This is a genomic window from Bradyrhizobium diazoefficiens USDA 110, assembly GCF_000011365.1.
GTDB lineage: Bacteria > Pseudomonadota > Alphaproteobacteria > Rhizobiales > Xanthobacteraceae > Bradyrhizobium > Bradyrhizobium diazoefficiens.
Window position 1 is genome coordinate 5431411 of sequence record NC_004463.1, and the last position, 16958, is coordinate 5448368.

Consider the following 16958-nt stretch of genomic DNA (forward strand, 5'->3'; position numbering starts at 1 on the left):
TCTAGCCGTTCGCAAACTCCGGCATCCAGTCGCGCAGCTTTCGCGCGGCGCCTGTGACGTCAGCGATCGTCCGAAACGCCCCCGTCTCCACCATCATCGCCCTCGCCAGCCGCACCGCGCGGGCCTCGCTGATCGCGCGCTTCTTCGGGTCTTCGATCAGCTCGAAATCGATGTTGTGGGCGAGACCGAAGATGCGGCGGATGATCTTGGCTGCGGCAAAGCCGACCGTTTCCGCGAACAGCCGCTGCATGTAGGCCTGCCGCTCCGCCTCGAGGCGCGCGGCGCCATTCTCGCCGGCGAAGAGCGAGGCCGGAAAGGCATCGCCGGCGGCATGGCTCCGCCAGAGGTCGAGGAATTTGCCGGCGAACGCGGTCCAGACCTGCTCGACCGTCTCCAGCACCCAGCCCTCGAACGCGGCCCGCTCGCCCGGCGCGCGCTCGTGACCGGCGGAGGCGAAATAGGCCATCAGCAGATTGGCGAGCACGGCGCCGACGTCGAACCCCATCGGTCCATAGAATGCGAATTCCGGGTCGATCACCCGCGTCTGGCTGCCCGTGACCATGATCGAGCCGGTGTGGAGATCACCGTGGAGCAGCGCCTCCGGGCTTGCCATGAACTTCAGCTTGAGGCGGGAGATCGCGACATGCAGGTCCATGTCGTCGCGCAACGAGGCGGCCAGGCCGTCGAGGTAAGGCGCGGTCCAGCGGTTCTGCTCGGCGATGCGGTAGGGATCGGTGAAGATCAGGTCCTCGGTGATCTTGCACAGCGCATGGTTGCCGGCGAACGCGGCGATGCCCTCTTTCTTCTCGGCCGCGGACAGCGCGAGGTCTGAGGTGAAGAACAGCGTGCGCGCCATGAAGGTGGTGATGTCGCCCGCGAAGCGCGGGTATTGCGTCGCCGCGACCAGCCCCTTGCGCATGATGATGTGGGGCTCGAGCAGCTCCATCACCGTCAGCGCCAGCTTCTCGTTGTGATGCAGCAGCGCCGGCACGAGACCGGGCGCGAGCTCGGCCTGCCGCGACAAAGCGAGATATTCGTAATGGGCCCGCGACAGCGGCAGCGGCCAGCTCTCGCCGACGAGACGGACATAGGGCAGCGCCTGCTTCACGGCGACGCCGCCGCGGTCGCCCTTGACGATAAAGACGAGATTGAGATTGCCGTCACCGACCTCGGTGATCTCCCAGGATGCGGGATCGCCGCCGAGCAGCGCCTTGAGGTCCGGAAGGCCCGCGAGATAGTCCCGCAGCGCCGCCTCATGCAGAATCCGATAGTCCCCTGCCCGGTCCCCGGTCATGACGATCCTACCCCATAAATATGGGCCGGATCGTTACTCCCGCTCCAGGAAGCTCGAGCCGATCCCGGCCTTTCTTTTGATCGGATCGTAATCGCAATAGACGCCGTCCGCCACCAGCGTGTAGCTGGCGCTGACGTTGTATTTATCCAGCTTGACCGAGTTCAGCCCGATCACCGAGGTGCTCTTGCCGCCGTTCCACTTGAACGGCGTCGAGCTCTTGGCCTGCTCGCAGGCCATCACGGCCTCGTTGAAGACATAGCCCTCGACGAACGCCTTCAGCGTTCGCACCTGGACGGCCATCTTCCACTCGAAATAGCCGATGGCACCAAGACCGGCGACGATCAGCACCAGAAGCGCAACGACGATCCTCTGAAAAGTCATTCGTTCCCCCAAAACAATATCGTCAGCAAAGAACGTCTAGAACGGCATGCCCATCAATTTCGACAGGCGTTCGATCGAGAGATAGCCGGCGTGATAGGCGGCAAGGCCCGCGCCGTAGATGATCGCCGAGATGATCGTGGTCCAGATCAGCTTGCGTCCCATCCGCGTCAGGATCGGCGCGCCGGGATCGGTGCCGGGCGCGCCCACGCCGTCCTCGTGCTGGCTGCGCACGCCGAACGGCAGCGTCAGGAACAGCGCGACCCACCAGATGACGAAGTAGATCGCGATCGCGGTCGATATCTGGATGGCCATGGGACGGCCTTACGCCTGCTCGATTTCGACCAGCGCGCCGGAAAAGTCCTTCGGGTGCAGGAACAGCACCGGCTTGCCGTGGGCGCCGATCTTCGGCACGCCGTCGCCGAGCACCCGGGCGCCCTCCTTCACCAAGGTGTCGCGCGAGGCGATGATGTCCACGACCTCGTAGCAGACATGATGGATGCCGCCGTCCGCGTTGCGCTCCAGGAACTTTGCGATCGGAGAAGCTTCGCCGAGCGGCTCGATGAACTCGATCTTGGTGTTGGGCAGCGTCGCGAACACGGTGGTGACGCCATGCTCGGGCAGCGCGACCGCCTCCGAGATCTGCGCCCCGAACGCGGCGCCGTAGATTTTTGCAGCCTTGACGGCATCCTTGGTCGCGATCGCGACATGGTTGAGCCGACCCAGCATGTTTCTCTCCCTCAGAGCACGATCCGGAAAAGCGTGAAGCGCCTTTCCGAAAAGACCATGCCTCAATCAGACTGTCAGCACATGTACCAGACAGGCGGGCTTTTTGCCCCAATGTTCGTTGATCACGGCCCGGACCGCGCGTCGCACCGACTCGGCCAGCGCGTCCGGATCGCGGCGGCGCGCTTTCGGCAGCCCCTCGATCGTGGACATCACGGCCTCGAAGACCAGGTCGTCAAAGGCCTCGCCCGCCCTGTTCTTCTCGGGAACGCCGACGAGATCGACCTCGGGTTCGTCGACAAGCTCGCCTTGCGCGGTCATGGCGATGGCGACGAAAGCGCAGCCGGAAAAGGCCATGCGGCGGCGTTCGACCACCGCGCGGGACTTGGAATCCTCCAGGATCGTGCCGTCCTTGTAGAGACGGCCCGAGGGCACCTCGCCGACGATGCCGGGATCGCCGGGACCGAGCTTGACGAGGTCGCCGTTGCGGCAGACCAGGACGCGCGGCACGCCGGCGGCGCGCGCGAGCTTGGCGTGCTCGTGCAGGTGCAGGGCCTCGCCATGGACGGGGATCAGGAGCTGCGGACGCACCCAGGCGATCATGTCGCGCAGCTCGTCGCGGCGGGGATGGCCGGAGACGTGGACCAGGGCGTCGCGATCGGTGATGACCTCGACGCCCTGGAGCACCAGGTTGTTGATGATCGAACCGACCGCCTTCTCGTTGCCGGGAATGGTGCGCGAGGAGAAGATCACGCAGTCGCCGCGGTTGAGCGTGATCTCCGGATGGTCGTCATTGGCGATGCGCGCCAGCGCCGCGCGGGCCTCGCCCTGGCTGCCGGTGCAGAGCGCCAGCACCTTGTCCTGCGGCAGATGGCCGTAGACGTCGATCGAGCGGAAGTTCTGCACCCCGTCGAGATAGCCGGTCTCGCGCGCGACCTGCGACACGCGGTCCATGGCGCGTCCGACCACGACGACCTCGCGATCGGCGGCCCGCGCCGCATCCGCCACCGCCTTGATGCGCGCGACGTTGGAGGCGAAGGTCGTCACGGCAACCCTGCCCTTGGCGGCCTTGACCAGCCCGGCGATGGTCCTGGCAACCTCGGCTTCGGAGGGCGAGCGGCCGTCGCGCACCGCGTTGGTGGAATCGCCGATCAGGGCGAGCACGCCCTCGTCGCCCAGTTCGCGCAGCCGCTTTTCGTCGGTCGGGCGGCCGATGATCGGGGTCGGGTCGATCTTCCAGTCGCCGGTGTGCAGCACGATGCCGGCTTCGGTATGGATGGCCAGCGCGTGCGACTCCGGTATCGAATGCGCGACCGGGATGAACTCGACGTTGAACGGGCCGATATCGACGCGCCCTCCCGACGGCACCACCGTCACCGGGATCTTCGGCGCGTTGCGCTCGGCGGCGCATTTGGCCTCGAACAGCGCGGCGCTGAACTGGGTCGCATAGATCGGGCATTTCAGCTTCGGCCAGAGGTCGATGATGGCGCCGAAATGGTCCTCATGGGCGTGGGTCAGCACCAGGCCCATCAGGTTCTTGCGTTCCTTCTCCAGGAAGCTGATGTCGGGCATGATCAGGTCGATGCCCGGCAGATGCTCCTCGTCGCCGAAGGAGACACCGAGATCGACCGCGAGCCACGCGCGCTGCTGGCGGTTGCCGAGGCCGTAGATCGACAGGTTCATGCCGATCTCGCCGACGCCGCCGAGCGGCGCAAAGACCAGTTCGTCAGGCTTCGCCATCACGCAGCTCCCACTGAGGCGGCCGAGCCGAAGAACACCTCGCCGGCCGCCACCGGCAGGCGTCGGCCGTCAGCAGTGCGGACGATCAGGCAACCGGCGTCGTCGATCGTGTCGAAAATGCCTTCGAGCGTCGTCGTTCCCGTGTTGATCGCAACCCTTTCGCCGAGACCTGCGGCCCGCTCCAACCAGAGCCTGCGGATCTCGGCAAAGCCGCGGCCATTGTCCCAGATGCCGCGGAACTCGACCCAGGCATCAGACAGAGCGGAAAACAGCTCCTCCGCGCTGATCTGGACGCCAAGCGCGGCCAGCGACACCGCGGGCGTCGGCGTGCCCTCCGGCGCGGCGACGACGTTGGTGCCGATGCCGACGACGACGGCGAGGCGGTCTCCGATGACTTCGGCCTCGAGCCCGATCCCGACGAGCTTCTTGCCGTCGGCAAGCACGTCGTTCGGCCATTTCAGTGCGTAGCGGGGACGGCCCTCGCCGAGGCGCAGCGCGGCCTCCAGGCTCACCTTCTCGAGGGCCGCCTCCTCCGCGAGCCCCGCCGCAAAGCCGAGCGTGGCCGCGACGGCTGGCGGAACAGTCATGACTTCGAGGATGCTGGCGGCAAGATTGCCGCGCGGCGCGATCCAGGCGCGCTGGCGCCGGCCGCGGCCGGCGGTCTGCTCCGATGTGACGAACCACATCGGGCCGGGTTCGCCGCCCCTGGCGTGCTCGATCGCTTCGGTATTGGTCGAGCCGGTCCGCTCGAAAGCCGCGAGCTTGTAGCCCGCCGAGAGTGCGCGAGGACCGAGCGCGAACCCCATCCTAGAACAGCGACTTTGCGGCGGCGGAGGCGACGCTCACCACCGGGCCCGCGAACAGCGCGAACAGGATGTTGAACAGGCCCGCGACCGCCAGCACCGTCTTCACCTCGACGCGCACCGGGTCGACCTGGCCGGCCGGCTCGTCGAAATACATCGTCTTGACGATGGCGAGATAGTAGTAGGCGCCCACCACGCTGGAGAGCACGCCGATCACGGCGAGCGTGAACAGGTTCGCCTTGATGGCCGCGACGAAGACGTACCATTTGGCGAAGAAGCCGGCGAGCGGCGGAATGCCGGCGAGCGAGAACAGCAGCATCGCGAACATGAAGGCGAGCAGCGGATTGGTACGCGAGAGACCGGCGAAATCGCTGATCTGCTCCACGGCCTGGCCGTTGCGCTTCATGGCGAGGATGATCGAGAACGAGCCGAGCGTCATCGCGACATAGATCACGATGTACATCAGGACGCCCTGCGCACCCTCGACGGTGCCGGAGGCAAGGCCGACCAGCGCAAAGCCCATGTGGCCGATCGAGGAATAGGCCATCAGGCGCTTGATGTTGCTCTGACCGATCGCGGCGAAGGAGCCGAGCGCCATCGAGGCGATCGCCACGAACACCAGGATCTGCTGCCACTGCGAGACGATGCCCGGGAAAGCGGTGAGCGTGACACGGGTGAAGACGGCGAGCGCGGCCACCTTCGGCGCCGAGGCGAAGAAGGCGGTGACCGGCGTCGGGGCGCCCTCGTAGACGTCGGGCGTCCACATGTGGAACGGCACGGCCGAGACCTTGAAGCAGAGCCCGGCGAGCAGGAAGACGAGACCGAAGACGAGGCCGACATTCGCGGTCGTCGCGGTTGCCGCGATGCCGGTGAAGCTGACCGTGCCGGTGAAGCCATAGACCAGCGAGGAGCCGTAGAGCAGCATGCCCGAGGACAGCGCGCCGAGCACGAAGTACTTCAGGCCGGCTTCGGTCGACTTGGCGTTGTCGCGGTTCGAGCTCGCCACGACGTAGAGCGCCAGCGACATCAATTCGAGGCCGAGATAGAGCGAGATCAGATCGCCGGCCGAGATCAGCACCATCATGCCGAGGGTCGAGAGCAGTACCAGGATGGCGTATTCGAAGATGCGGCGCGACGGGTCGGACAGGAACTCGGTCGACAGCACCAGCGTCACCGCCGAGCCGATCAGGGCCAGTATCTTCATGAAGCGGGCGAAGTCGTCGACGATGAAGCTGCCGCCGAAGGTCACCTGCTTGCCCGCGGGCAGCATGTATTCGAGCACGCCGACCACGATCAGGAGCAGGATCGCCAGCGTCGTGACCGTCTTTGTGGTCTCCTGCCCGCGATACGCGCCGAGCATCAGAAGCGCCATGGCGCCGACGGCGAGCACGAGTTCGGGCAGCACCGGCGCCAGTTGATAACCTGCAGTCTCAAAGCTCATGGCGATATCCTGACCTGCCCGATCAATGGAGCAGTGCGGCGGCCTTCACGGCCGTCACAGCGGTGTTGTAATTGTTGACGAGTTGCTGGACCGAGGCCTCCGACATGTCGAGCACCGGCTTCGGATAGATGCCGAACAGGATCGTCAGCGCGATCAGCGGGAACAGCGTCAGGCACTCCCGGAAGGTGAGATCCTTGATCGTCATGAGCGACGGCTTGACCAGCGTCCCGAACACGACCTTGCGGTAGAGCCAGAGCGCGTAGCACGCCGACAGGATCACGCCGGTCGAAGCGAAGAACGCGGTCGGGATTGAGGTCTTGAAGGTGCCGAGCAGCGTCATGAACTCGCCGACGAAGCCGGACGTGCCGGGCAGACCGACATTGGCCATGGTGAAGACCATGAAGGTCAGCGCGTAGAGCGGCATCCGGTTGACGAGGCCGCCATAGGCCGCGATCTCGCGGGTGTGCATGCGGTCGTAGACGATGCCGACGCAGAGGAACAGCGCGCCGGAGACGATGCCGTGCGAGATCATCTGGAACACGCCACCGGCGACGCCCTGCAAGGTGCCGGCGAAGATGCCCATGGTGACGAAGCCCATATGCGCCACTGAAGAGTACGCGATCAGCTTCTTCATGTCCTCCTGCATCAGCGCCACCAGCGAGGTGTATATGATGGCGATGACCGAGAGCGTGAAGATCAGCGGCGCGAAGTCGTGCGACGCGAGGGGGAACATCGGCAGCGAGAATCGCAGGAAGCCGTAGCCGCCCAACTTCAAGAGGATCGCGGCCAGGACCACCGAGCCGGCGGTCGGCGCCTCGACATGCGCATCGGGCAACCACGTGTGCACCGGCCACATCGGCATCTTCACCGCGAAGGATGCGAAGAAGGCGAGCCACGCCCAGGTCTGCAGCGACCGCGGCACGGCTGTGTGCATCAGGGTCGGGATGTCGGTGGTGGCGCCGTTCCAGTACAGCGCCATGATGGCGAGCAGCATCAGGACCGAGCCGAGCAGCGTGTAGAGGAAGAACTTGAACGACGCGTAGACCCGGCGCGGGCCGCCCCAGATGCCGATGATCAGGAACATCGGGATCAGGCCGCCTTCGAAGAACAGGTAGAACAGCACGAGATCGAGCGCGGCGAAGGTGCCGACCAAAAACGTTTCCAGGATCAGGAACGCCATCATGTATTCACGCACGCGGCTCGTGACCGATTTCCAGCTCGCGATGATGCAGATCGGCATCAACGCGGTGGTCAGGATCACGAAGGGCAGCGAAATGCCGTCCACGCCCATGTGGTAGGTGATGCCGGTGGCGAGCCAGTTCGCCTTCTCGACGAACTGGAAGTCCGCATTCGAAGGATCGAAGCGCATGACCAGGATCACCGACACAGCGAAGGTGATCAGCGTGGTCCACAGGGCGATCCAGCGCGAGTTGCGCCGCGCCGCCTCGTCGTCGCCGCGGGTGAGATAGACGATCAGCGCGCCGACCAGCGGCAGGAACGTGGTGACCGATAGAATGGGCCAGGTCGTCATTTACTGGCCTCCAAAGCCGAACATGAACCAAGTGATCAGGCCGGCGACGCCGATCAGCATGGCGAATGCATAGTGATAGAGATAGCCGGTCTGGATCTTCACGACGTTGCGGGTGACGTCCAGCACGCGGGCCGAGACGCCGTCGGGACCGAGGCCGTCGATGATGAAGCCGTCGCCCTTCTTCCAAAGCTGGTAGCCGATCCACTTCGCCGGACGGACGAAGATGACCTCGTACAGCTCGTCGAAGTACCATTTGTTGAGCAGAAACTGGTACAGCATCGGCTGCGTGTTCGCGAGCTCGACCGGCAGATACGGCCGGCGGATGTAGAACAGGTACGAGACCAGGAAGCCCAGCACCATCATCACCGTCGGCAGCAAGGCGATGGTCTCGGGGATGTGGTGCATCTCCTCGATGATGTGCGGGTTCATCTTCACGGACTCGCGGAAGAACTCCTCGACGCCGTGACCGGCGAACAGCTCCTTGAACGGGAAGCCCGCGACGATCGAGCCGACCGCGAGCACGCCGATCGGGATCAGGATCCAGAGCGGGGCCTCATGCGCGGCTTCATAGTGATGCTCGTCATGCGGCTCGCCATGGAAGGTCTTGAAGATCAGGCGCCAGGAGTAGAACGAGGTCAGGCCGGCGGCGACGACCGTCATCAGGAAGCCGTAGATCGCGAACGGATTGTGCGAGGCGTAGGCCGATTCGATGATCGCATCCTTGGAGAAGTAGCCGGCAGTGAGCGGGAAGCCGGTCAGGGCCAGCGTGCCGACCACCATCACCGCGTAGGTGTAGGGGATCTTCTTCCAGAGGCCGCCCATGTTGCGGATGTCCTGCTCGTGGTGCATCGCGTAGATCACCGAGCCGGAGCCCAAGAACAGCAGTGCCTTGAAGAAGGCGTGCGTGAACAGGTGGAACATGCCGACCGAATAGGCCCCTGCTCCCATCGCCACGAACATGTAGCCGAGCTGCGAACAGGTCGAGTAGGCAACGATGCGCTTGATGTCGTTCTGGACGAGGCCGATGGTCGCGGCGAAGAACGCCGTGGTGGCGCCGAAGAACATCACGACGGCCTGCGCGTTCGGGGCGAGCTCGAACAGCGGCGACAGGCGTGCCACCATGAACACGCCGGCGGTGACCATAGTCGCGGCGTGGATCAGCGCGGAGACCGGGGTCGGGCCTTCCATCGCGTCCGGCAACCAGGTGTGCAGCAGGAACTGCGCCGACTTGCCCATCGCGCCCATGAACAGCAGGAGGCACGTCAGGGTCAGCGCATCGGCGTGCCAGCCGAGGAAGTTGATGGTCTTGCCGGTGAGGCCGGGCGCGGCGTGGAAGATCGTCTCGAAATCGGTCGAGCCGACCAGCATGAAGATCGCGAAGATGCCGAGTGCGAAGCCGAAGTCGCCGACGCGGTTGACCACGAAGGCCTTGATGGCGGCGGCGTTCGCCGACGGCTTCTGGTACCAGAACCCGATCAGCAGGTAGCTGGCGAGACCCACGCCCTCCCAGCCGAAGAACAGCTGCACGAGGTTGTCCGCCGTCACCAGCATCAGCATGGCGAAGGTGAACAGCGAGAGATAGCCGAAGAAGCGCGGCCGGTACGGATCCTCGTCCATATAGCCGATGGAATAGAGGTGCACGAGCGAGGACACGGTCGTCACCACCACCAGCATCACGGCGGTGAGCGTGTCGACCCGCAGCGTCCAGTAGACCTGGAGGTCGCCGGAGAGGATCCACGGCAACAGCGGGATCCGCATGTCGTGGTGCATGAAGCCGACATCGACCAGCGTCATCCAGGACAGCACCGCCGACACGAACAGCAGTCCCGTCGTGATCAGCTCCGCCGCGCGCGAGCCTGCCGCTGCAGGCTCGACCGGTCCGTGGTCATCGTGAGCGTGATCGTCGTGGCCATGGTCGTCATGGGCCGCGGACGCATGCGCATCGCCGTGACCGTGGTCGCCGTGATGCTCGACCTCGTCGCCTGAGGGGTTGCGGGCATGAGCGCCGGCCAAGGCGATGAGCCCGGCCAGAATGGCGCCCAGCAGAGGCAGAAAAACGATTGCCTGAACCATGACTTACTCTTTCCGCATGATCTGGTCGGAAAACCGGTGTCCACTTTTCCGGATCATGCGCTCAGCCCTTCATCAGATTGACGTCCTCAACCGCGATCGAGCCGCGGTTGCGGAAATAGACCACCAGGATGGCGAGACCGATCGCAGCCTCAGCAGCAGCAACCGTCAGCACCAGAAGCGCGAAGACCTGGCCGACGATATCGCCGAGGAAGGTCGAGAACGCGACGAGGTTGATGTTGACCGAGAGCAGGATCAGCTCGATCGACATCAGGATGACGATGATGTTCTTGCGGTTCAGGAAGATGCCGAGGATCCCGAGTGTGAACAGGATCGCGCCGACCGCCAGATAGTGTCCGAGCCCGATCGTCATTTCACCCACTCCGCCGCATCGGCATCCGACAGCCCCTGCCCCGGCGCCACCTTGCGCATCGCCATCGCCATGTCGGGCGTGCGCGCGTTCTGAACGTTGATGTCCTGCCGCTTCACGCTCACCTTGTGCCTGAGCGTCAGCACGATGGCACCGATCATGGCGACCAGCAGCACCATGCCCGCGAGCTGGAAGTAGTAGACGTACTTCGTATAGAGCACGAGGCCGAGCGCCTCGGTGTTGGACACGTTGGTCGGGATCGCCGCCGTGATCGTCTTGGAGACGCCGGGGTTGATGACCCAGAAGCCGACGGTGAGCAGCAGCTCGAACAGGAAGATGCCGCCGATGACGAGGCCGACCGGCAGGTACTCGATGAAGCCCTCGCGCAGCTCGAGGAAGTCGACGTCGAGCATCATGATCACGAACAGGAACAGCACCGCGACCGCGCCGACATAGACGACGATCAGCATCATGCCGAGGAACTCGGCGCCCATCAGCACGAACAGGCCGGAGGCGTTGACGAAGGCCAGGATCAGGTACAGCACGGAGTGCACGGGATTGCGCGAGACAATCACCATCACCGCCGAGGCGACGCAGACGCCGGCGAAGAGATAGAAGAACAGCGCGGGAAGGATCATTGGACATTCCCCGTCATTCCGGGGCGCGGGCAAAGCCCGCGAACCCGGAATCTAGAGGTTGTGGCGCGAGATTCCGGGTTCGCGCTTTGCGCGCCCCGGAATGACGAGGAGGTGGCGGGAAGGATCATGCTCTCATCTCACCGGTACGGCGCATCGAGCTCGATCGCCTTCGCGATCTCGCGTTCCCAGCGGTCGCCGTTGGCGAGCAGCTTGGCCTTGTCATAGAACAGTTCCTCGCGGGTCTCGGTCGCGAACTCAAAGTTCGGACCTTCGACGATGGCGTCGACCGGACAGGCCTCCTGGCAGAGGCCGCAATAGATGCACTTCACCATGTCGATGTCGTAGCGCACGGTGCGGCGGGTGCCGTCGTTGCGGCGCGGACCGGCCTCGATGGTGATGGCCTGGGCCGGGCACACGGCCTCGCACAGCTTGCAGGCGATGCAGCGTTCCTCGCCGTTGGGATAGCGGCGCAGCGCGTGCTCGCCGCGGAAGCGCGGCGAGATCGGGCCCTTCTCGAACGGATAGTTCAGCGTCGGCTTCGGCTGGAAGAAATAACGCATGGCGAGGAAGAACGCCGAGACGAATTCCGACAGCAGAAGCGAGCGTGCAGTGGCGTTGATGTTGATACCCATGACGGCCCTCACTTCGGCGCGATGCCGGCGAAGTGCAGCACACCGGCCACCACGATCACCATCGCCAGCGACAGCGGCAGGAACACCTTCCAGCCGAGGCGCATCAGTTGATCGTAGCGGTAGCGGGGCACGATCGCCTTCGCCATCGCGAACAGGAAGAACATGAAGAAGACTTTGAGCAAGAACCAGATGATCCCCGGCACCCAGTTGAAGGGCGGCAGGTCCACCGGCGGCAGCCAGCCTCCGAGGAACAGGATCGTCGCCATCGCGCACATCGTGACGATCGCGACGTACTCGCCGAGCATGAACAGCAAATACGGCGTCGAGCCATACTCGACCATGAAGCCGGCGACGAGCTCGGATTCGGCTTCGACGAGGTCGAACGGCGGACGGTTGGTTTCCGCCAGCGCCGAGACGTAGAACACCACGAACATCGGGAACAGCGGCCAGACGTACCAGTTCAGGATGGTGAGCTGCGGCAGCCCGATCAGGCTGGCGAGGCCGCGGACATGCTGGGCCTCGACCACGGCCGACAGGTTCAGCGTGCCGGCGCAGAGCAGCACCGTGATGATGACGAAGCCGATCGAGACCTCGTAGGACACCATCTGCGCGGCCGAGCGCAGCGCGGCCAGGAACGGATACTTCGAGTTCGACGACCAGCCGGCCATGATGATGCCGTAGATCGACAGCGACGAGATCGCGAAGATGAAGAGGATGCCGACATTGATGTCGGAGATCACCCAGCCGAGATTGGTCGGGATCACCGCCCAGGCGGCAAGCGCGAGCACGCATGAGACCAAGGGAGCAAGGAGAAACACGCCCTTGTTGGCGCCGGCCGGGATGATCGGCTCCTTCAGCACGAACTTCAGAAGGTCGGCGAAGGACTGCAGCAGGCCCCAGGGGCCGACCACGTTCGGGCCGCGGCGGATCTGCACCGCCGCCCAGATCTTGCGGTCGGCGAGCAGGATATAGGCGATCGCGACCAGCAGGACGACGAGCACCAAGACGCTCTCCGCGACCATGATGATCAGCGGCCAGAGGAAACCGGTCCAGAATGCGCTTTCGAAGAATTCCATCAGATCACGCTCACTCCGCTGCGGTCAGCATCTGCCCGGAGGCAAGCCGCGAGCACTCCGCCATCACGGCGGACGCACGCGCGATTGGGTTGGTCAAATAGAAGTCGTCGACCAGGGGCTTGAACGGCGCCTTCTCGGGCGAACCGCCCTTGCCCGCCAGCCTCTTGATCTGGTCGGCGCTGCCCGCCTCGATCTGGTCGAGCCGGATCAGATGCGGCACCGCCTTGAAGATCGCCTGGCGCAGCGCGGCAAGCGAGTCGTAGCCCAGCTTCTTGCCGAGCGCTTCCGACAGCGCGCGGACGATCGCCCAGTCCTCGCGGGCTTCGCCCGGCGGGAACGCGGCACGTCCCGTCATCTGCACACGGCCCTCGGTGTTGACGTAGATCGCGGACTTCTCGGTGTAGGCCGCGGCCGGCAGGATCACGTCGGCGCGGTGCGCGCCGCGGTCGCCATGGGTGCCGATATAGACGACGAAGGTGCCGTCCGGCGCCTTGATCTCGTCGGCGCCGAGCAGGAACAGCAGGTCGAGCGTGCCGAAGGTCGTCATCTGCGCGGCGTTCAGGCCACCGGCCGCGGCGGAGAAGCCGATGTCGAGCGCGCCGACGCGCGAGGCGGTCTCGTGCAGCACGCCGAAACCGTTCCAGCCGTCCTTGACCGCGCCGACATCCATCGCGAGCTTGGCGGCGGCGGCCAGAATGGCGACGCCGTCGTGACGCGAGGCTGCGCCCGCGCCGACCAGGATGATCGGGTTCTTGGCGTTCTTCAGCACGTCCATGAAGGAGTGCTTGCCGGCCGCGAGCTCGCCGAGCGTCTCGGTGCCTGCGCCGAGATGATCGTAGTCATAGGTCAGGTCGGCCTTGGCGCCGATCACGCCGACCTTGAAGCCGCCGGAGCGCCAGCGCTTGCGGATGCGGGCGTTGAACACGGCCGCCTCCTTGCGCGGATTGGCGCCGATGATGAGCAGCGCATCCGCCTGCTCGACACCGACAAGCGTCGGATTGAAGATGTAGGAGCCGCGACCGAGCGCCGGATCGAAGGCGTCGCCGCCATGCACCGCGAGGTTGCTTGAGCCGTATTTGGCGAGCAGGTCCTTCAGCGCGAACATCTCCTCGACGCCGGCGAGGTCGCCGGCGATCGCGCCGATGCGCTTGCCGTCGCTGCGCGCCGCTTTCGCGGCGATCGCGGCAAAGGCCTCAGTCCAGCTCGCCGCGCGCAGCTTGCCGGCCTCGCGGATGTAGGGCCGGTCGAGGCGCTGGGTGCGCAGGCCATCGACGATGTGACGGGTCTTGTCGGAGATCCACTCCTCGTTCACGGCCTCGTTGATGCGCGGCAGCACGCGCATCACCTCGCGGCCGCGGGTGTCGACGCGGATCGCCGAGCCGACGCCGTCCATGACGTCGATCGACTGCGTCTTGCCGAGCTCCCACGGGCGGGCCGCAAAGGCATAGGGCTTCGAGGTCAGCGCGCCGACCGGGCAGATGTCGACGAGGTTACCCTGCAATTCCGACGTCAGCGCGTGCTGGAGATAGGTCGTGATCTCCATGTCCTCGCCGCGGCCGGTGGCGCCCATCTCAGGCGCGCCGGCGACTTCCGCCGAGAAGCGGACGCAGCGCGTGCACTGGATGCAGCGGTTCATCGAGGTCTTGACCAGCGCGCCGAGATATTTGTCCTCGACGGCGCGCTTGTTCTCGGCGAAGCGGCTGGTGTCGACACCATAGCCCATCGCCTGGTCCTGCAGGTCGCACTCGCCGCCCTGGTCGCAGATCGGGCAGTCCAGCGGATGGTTGATGAGAAGGAATTCCATCACGCCTTCGCGTGCCTTCTTCACCATCGGCGAACGGGTGGAGATTTCCGGCGGCTCGCCCTTGGGACCCGGACGGCAATCGCGCACGCCCCAGGCGCAGCTCGCGACCGGCTTCGGGCCGCCCTTCACTTCGACGAGGCACATCCGGCAATTGCCGGCGATCGACAGCCGCTCGTGATAGCAGAAGCGCGGAATCTCGGCGCCAGCGGCCTCGCACGCCTGAAGCAGCGTGTACTCGGCCGGAACATCGATCTCTTTGCCGTCGATGATGAGCTTGGTCATGTCTCTTACTCCGCCGCGACCATGTTCACGGGATCGCGGACGCCGATATCGTCGATGTCGGACTTATGCGAATACTGGTCGATGCGCGCTTCGATCTCATGACGGAAATGCGCGATCAGGCCCTGGATCGGCCAGGCGGCTGCGTCGCCGAGCGCGCAGATGGTGTGGCCTTCGACCTGCTTGGTGACCTCCAGCAGCATGTCGATCTCGCGCTTGTGGGCGCGGCCTTCGGCCATGCGGGTCAGGACGCGCCACATCCACCCCGTGCCCTCGCGGCACGGCGTGCACTGGCCACAGCTCTCATGCTTGTAGAAGTACGAGATGCGGGCGATGGCGCGGATCAAATCGGTGGACTTGTCCATCACGATCACGGCCGCGGTGCCGAGACCCGAGCGCAGCTTGCTCAGGCTGTCGAAATCCATCGGCGTATCGATGATCTGCTCGGCCGGCACCATGCGCACCGACGAGCCGCCGGGGATCACGGCCTTGAGGTTGTCCCAGCCGCCGCGGATGCCGCCGCAATGCTTCTCGATCAGCTCGCGGAACGGAATGCCCATGGCTTCTTCGACGTTGCAGGGCCGCTCGACATGGCCGGAGATGCAGAACAGCTTGGTGCCGACATTGTTCGGACGGCCGATGCCGGCGAACCACGCCGCGCCACGGCGCAGGATATCCGGCGCCACCGCGATCGACTCGACGTTGTTGACGGTGGTCGGGCAGCCGAACAGGCCGACATTCGCCGGGAACGGCGGCTTCAGGCGCGGCTGGCCCTTCTTGCCCTCGAGGCTTTCGAGCAGCGCGGTCTCCTCACCGCAGATATAGGCGCCGGCGCCGTGCGCGACGTAGATGTCGAACGGCCATCCGTTGACATTGTCCTTGCCGACCAGCTTGGCCTCGTAGGCCTGGTCGATCGCGGCCTGGAGATGCTCGCGCTCGCGGATGAACTCGCCGCGGACATAGATGTAGCAGGCATGCGCGTTCATCGCGCAGCTGGCGATCAGGCAGCCCTCGATCAGGAGATGCGGGTCGTGCCGCATGATCTCGCGATCCTTGCAGGTGCCGGGCTCGGATTCGTCGGCGTTGACGACGAGATAGCTCGGCCGGCCGTCGGTCGATTCCTTCGGCATGAAGGACCATTTCAGGCCGGTCGGGAAGCCGGCGCCGCCGCGGCCGCGCAGGCCCGAGGCCTTCATCTCGTTGATGATCCAGTCGCGGCCCTTGTCGATGATGTTCTTCGTACCATCCCAGGCGCCGCGGCGCCGCGCACCCTCGAGCCCCCAGTCATGGAGGCCGTAGAGGTTCTTGAAGATGCGGTCCTTGTCCTCGAGCATATCAGTGCTTTCCGATCAACGATTGGACTGCTTGTAGGCAAGTCCGGCGGCGCAGACGGCGAAGGTCAGCGCCCAGAGCAGGCTGGATTCCAGCGACGCGTTCAGGCTGAAACGCTGCAGCAGGAAGATGAAAATGGCCGCGACGGCGGCATGCATCGCGATGAAGCCCCACTTCTTCATGGCACCGCTCCCCTCCACTGCCGGCGACGAGAGATCACGCATCAGGTGATCTCCTTCAGCGTGGTCGGCCCGGTGATCGGCGCCGAGAACTGGCGGCCGTTCTGCGGACCGGGCTTTGGCGGATTGCCGGAGGCAAAGCCGTCGAGCACCTTGCCAAAGCTCTCCTTGGTCAGGTCCTCATAGGTGTCCTTGCCGATCAGCACCATCGGTGCATTCACGCAGGCGCCGAGACACTCGACCTCTTCCCAGCTGAAATTGCCGTCCTTGGAGAGATGGAAGGGCTCGTGATGGATGCGGTGCTCACAGACGTGGATCAGGTCCTCGGCGCCGCGCAGGCGGCATGGCGTGGTGCCGCAGACCTGGACGTGGGCCTTCTTGCCGACGGGGGCGAGCTGGAACATCGTGTAGAAGGTCGCGACCTCGAGCACGCGAATATAGGGCATGTCGAGCATGTCGGCGATGACGCGGATGGCGGCTTCCGACACCCAGCCGTCGTGCTGCTCCTGCGCGCGCCAGAGGATCGCGATGACCGCGGAGGCCTGGCGCCCGGCCGGATATTTCGCGATCTGCTGCTTGGCGAACGCAAGGTTCTCCTCCGTGAACGCAAAGCTCGCGGGCTGGACTTCCTTCGGTGCTAATCGGCGGACGGACATCTCTTATCT

General features: G+C 65.0%; 17 protein-coding genes. All 17 read right to left on the bottom strand.

All coding sequences use genetic code 11. From position 1 onward, the window contains the following. Position 1: 1 nt before the first annotated feature. Positions 2-1294: an S-methyl-5-thioribose kinase gene (mtnK, locus tag BJA_RS24630; protein WP_011087665.1), complete on the bottom strand. Its 1293-nt coding sequence runs from the start codon at positions 1292-1294 to the stop codon at positions 2-4. Between the two features lie 33 nt (positions 1295-1327). Then, positions 1328-1675, bottom strand: coding sequence for a hypothetical protein (locus BJA_RS24635; RefSeq protein ID WP_011087666.1), 348 nt, complete (start codon positions 1673-1675; stop codon positions 1328-1330). A gap of 36 nt (positions 1676-1711) precedes the next feature. Continuing rightward, entirely contained in the window at positions 1712-1987 is a 276-nt protein-coding gene (locus BJA_RS24640) for a DUF1467 family protein (RefSeq protein WP_011087667.1), read from the bottom strand. Positions 1988-1996: 9 nt separating this feature from the next. Beyond that, positions 1997-2401 (bottom strand): methylmalonyl-CoA epimerase, encoded by a 405-nt coding sequence (mce, locus tag BJA_RS24645; RefSeq protein ID WP_011087668.1) that lies wholly within the window; start codon positions 2399-2401, stop codon positions 1997-1999. A gap of 66 nt (positions 2402-2467) precedes the next feature. Beyond that, entirely contained in the window at positions 2468-4138 is a 1671-nt protein-coding gene (locus tag BJA_RS24650) for a ribonuclease J (protein WP_028171719.1), read from the bottom strand. Continuing rightward, positions 4138-4944 (bottom strand): biotin--[acetyl-CoA-carboxylase] ligase, encoded by an 807-nt coding sequence (locus BJA_RS24655; protein WP_011087670.1) that lies wholly within the window; start codon positions 4942-4944, stop codon positions 4138-4140. The genes BJA_RS24650 and BJA_RS24655 overlap by 1 nt, the downstream gene beginning before the upstream one ends. Position 4945: 1 nt before the next feature. Next, the gene (gene nuoN / locus BJA_RS24660; protein WP_011087671.1) at positions 4946-6382 is read right to left on the bottom strand and encodes an NADH-quinone oxidoreductase subunit NuoN; all 1437 of its coding nucleotides are present in this window, start codon (positions 6380-6382) and stop codon (positions 4946-4948) included. A 22-nt stretch (positions 6383-6404) separates the two neighbouring features. Then, a complete protein-coding gene (locus BJA_RS24665) occupies positions 6405-7913 on the bottom strand; it encodes an NADH-quinone oxidoreductase subunit M (protein WP_011087672.1) in 1509 nt (502 codons plus the stop codon). Continuing rightward, the gene (gene nuoL / locus BJA_RS24670) at positions 7914-9986 is read right to left on the bottom strand and encodes an NADH-quinone oxidoreductase subunit L (RefSeq protein ID WP_011087673.1); all 2073 of its coding nucleotides are present in this window, start codon (positions 9984-9986) and stop codon (positions 7914-7916) included. It lies immediately after the preceding gene. A 61-nt stretch (positions 9987-10047) separates the two neighbouring features. Beyond that, complete coding sequence (gene nuoK, locus BJA_RS24675) at positions 10048-10356, bottom strand: NADH-quinone oxidoreductase subunit NuoK (RefSeq protein WP_008547737.1); 309 nt, start codon at positions 10354-10356, stop codon at positions 10048-10050. Then, the gene (locus tag BJA_RS24680) at positions 10353-10991 is read right to left on the bottom strand and encodes an NADH-quinone oxidoreductase subunit J (RefSeq protein ID WP_011087674.1); all 639 of its coding nucleotides are present in this window, start codon (positions 10989-10991) and stop codon (positions 10353-10355) included. Before BJA_RS24680 ends, nuoK begins: the two co-directional genes overlap by 4 nt. Positions 10992-11128: 137 nt before the next feature. Continuing rightward, complete coding sequence (gene nuoI / locus BJA_RS24685) at positions 11129-11617, bottom strand: NADH-quinone oxidoreductase subunit NuoI (protein ID WP_026232873.1); 489 nt, start codon at positions 11615-11617, stop codon at positions 11129-11131. Positions 11618-11631: 14 nt separating this feature from the next. Then, positions 11632-12699 carry an NADH-quinone oxidoreductase subunit NuoH gene (gene nuoH, locus BJA_RS24690; protein ID WP_011087676.1) on the bottom strand — a complete coding sequence of 356 codons (1068 nt, stop codon included), beginning with the start codon at positions 12697-12699 and terminating at the stop codon, positions 11632-11634. A 10-nt stretch (positions 12700-12709) separates the two neighbouring features. Next, entirely contained in the window at positions 12710-14785 is a 2076-nt protein-coding gene (gene nuoG / locus BJA_RS24695; protein ID WP_011087677.1) for an NADH-quinone oxidoreductase subunit NuoG, read from the bottom strand. A 5-nt stretch (positions 14786-14790) separates the two neighbouring features. Then, complete coding sequence (nuoF, locus tag BJA_RS24700; protein WP_011087678.1) at positions 14791-16116, bottom strand: NADH-quinone oxidoreductase subunit NuoF; 1326 nt, start codon at positions 16114-16116, stop codon at positions 14791-14793. A gap of 15 nt (positions 16117-16131) precedes the next feature. Beyond that, positions 16132-16338, bottom strand: a complete 207-nt coding sequence (locus BJA_RS24705) for a hypothetical protein (protein WP_011087679.1) — start codon at positions 16336-16338, stop codon at positions 16132-16134. Continuing rightward, entirely contained in the window at positions 16338-16949 is a 612-nt protein-coding gene (gene nuoE / locus BJA_RS24710; protein WP_011087680.1) for an NADH-quinone oxidoreductase subunit NuoE, read from the bottom strand. The genes BJA_RS24705 and nuoE overlap by 1 nt, the downstream gene beginning before the upstream one ends. Positions 16950-16958 lie beyond the last annotated feature (9 nt).

What these genes read in the sequence shown, in the direction of transcription:
- mce (WP_011087668.1), bottom strand. Translation starts at nt 2,401, where the DNA reads ATGCTGGGTCGGCTCAACCATGTCGCGATCGCGACCAAGGATGCCGTC.
- BJA_RS24655 (WP_011087670.1), bottom strand. Translation starts at nt 4,944, where the DNA reads ATGGGGTTCGCGCTCGGTCCTCGCGCACTCTCGGCGGGCTACAAGCTC.
- BJA_RS24640 (WP_011087667.1), bottom strand. Translation starts at nt 1,987, where the DNA reads ATGGCCATCCAGATATCGACCGCGATCGCGATCTACTTCGTCATCTGG.
- nuoL (WP_011087673.1), bottom strand. Translation starts at nt 9,986, where the DNA reads ATGGTTCAGGCAATCGTTTTTCTGCCTCTGCTGGGCGCCATTCTGGCC.
- BJA_RS24705 (WP_011087679.1), bottom strand. Translation starts at nt 16,338, where the DNA reads ATGCGTGATCTCTCGTCGCCGGCAGTGGAGGGGAGCGGTGCCATGAAG.
- BJA_RS24650 (WP_028171719.1), bottom strand. Translation starts at nt 4,138, where the DNA reads ATGGCGAAGCCTGACGAACTGGTCTTTGCGCCGCTCGGCGGCGTCGGC.
- mtnK (WP_011087665.1), bottom strand. Translation starts at nt 1,294, where the DNA reads ATGACCGGGGACCGGGCAGGGGACTATCGGATTCTGCATGAGGCGGCG.
- BJA_RS24635 (WP_011087666.1), bottom strand. Translation starts at nt 1,675, where the DNA reads ATGACTTTTCAGAGGATCGTCGTTGCGCTTCTGGTGCTGATCGTCGCC.
- nuoK (WP_008547737.1), bottom strand. Translation starts at nt 10,356, where the DNA reads ATGACGATCGGGCTCGGACACTATCTGGCGGTCGGCGCGATCCTGTTC.
- nuoG (WP_011087677.1), bottom strand. Translation starts at nt 14,785, where the DNA reads ATGACCAAGCTCATCATCGACGGCAAAGAGATCGATGTTCCGGCCGAG.
- BJA_RS24680 (WP_011087674.1), bottom strand. Translation starts at nt 10,991, where the DNA reads ATGATCCTTCCCGCGCTGTTCTTCTATCTCTTCGCCGGCGTCTGCGTC.
- nuoF (WP_011087678.1), bottom strand. Translation starts at nt 16,116, where the DNA reads ATGCTCGAGGACAAGGACCGCATCTTCAAGAACCTCTACGGCCTCCAT.
- BJA_RS24665 (WP_011087672.1), bottom strand. Translation starts at nt 7,913, where the DNA reads ATGACGACCTGGCCCATTCTATCGGTCACCACGTTCCTGCCGCTGGTC.
- nuoE (WP_011087680.1), bottom strand. Translation starts at nt 16,949, where the DNA reads ATGTCCGTCCGCCGATTAGCACCGAAGGAAGTCCAGCCCGCGAGCTTT.
- nuoH (WP_011087676.1), bottom strand. Translation starts at nt 12,699, where the DNA reads ATGGAATTCTTCGAAAGCGCATTCTGGACCGGTTTCCTCTGGCCGCTG.
- nuoN (WP_011087671.1), bottom strand. Translation starts at nt 6,382, where the DNA reads ATGAGCTTTGAGACTGCAGGTTATCAACTGGCGCCGGTGCTGCCCGAA.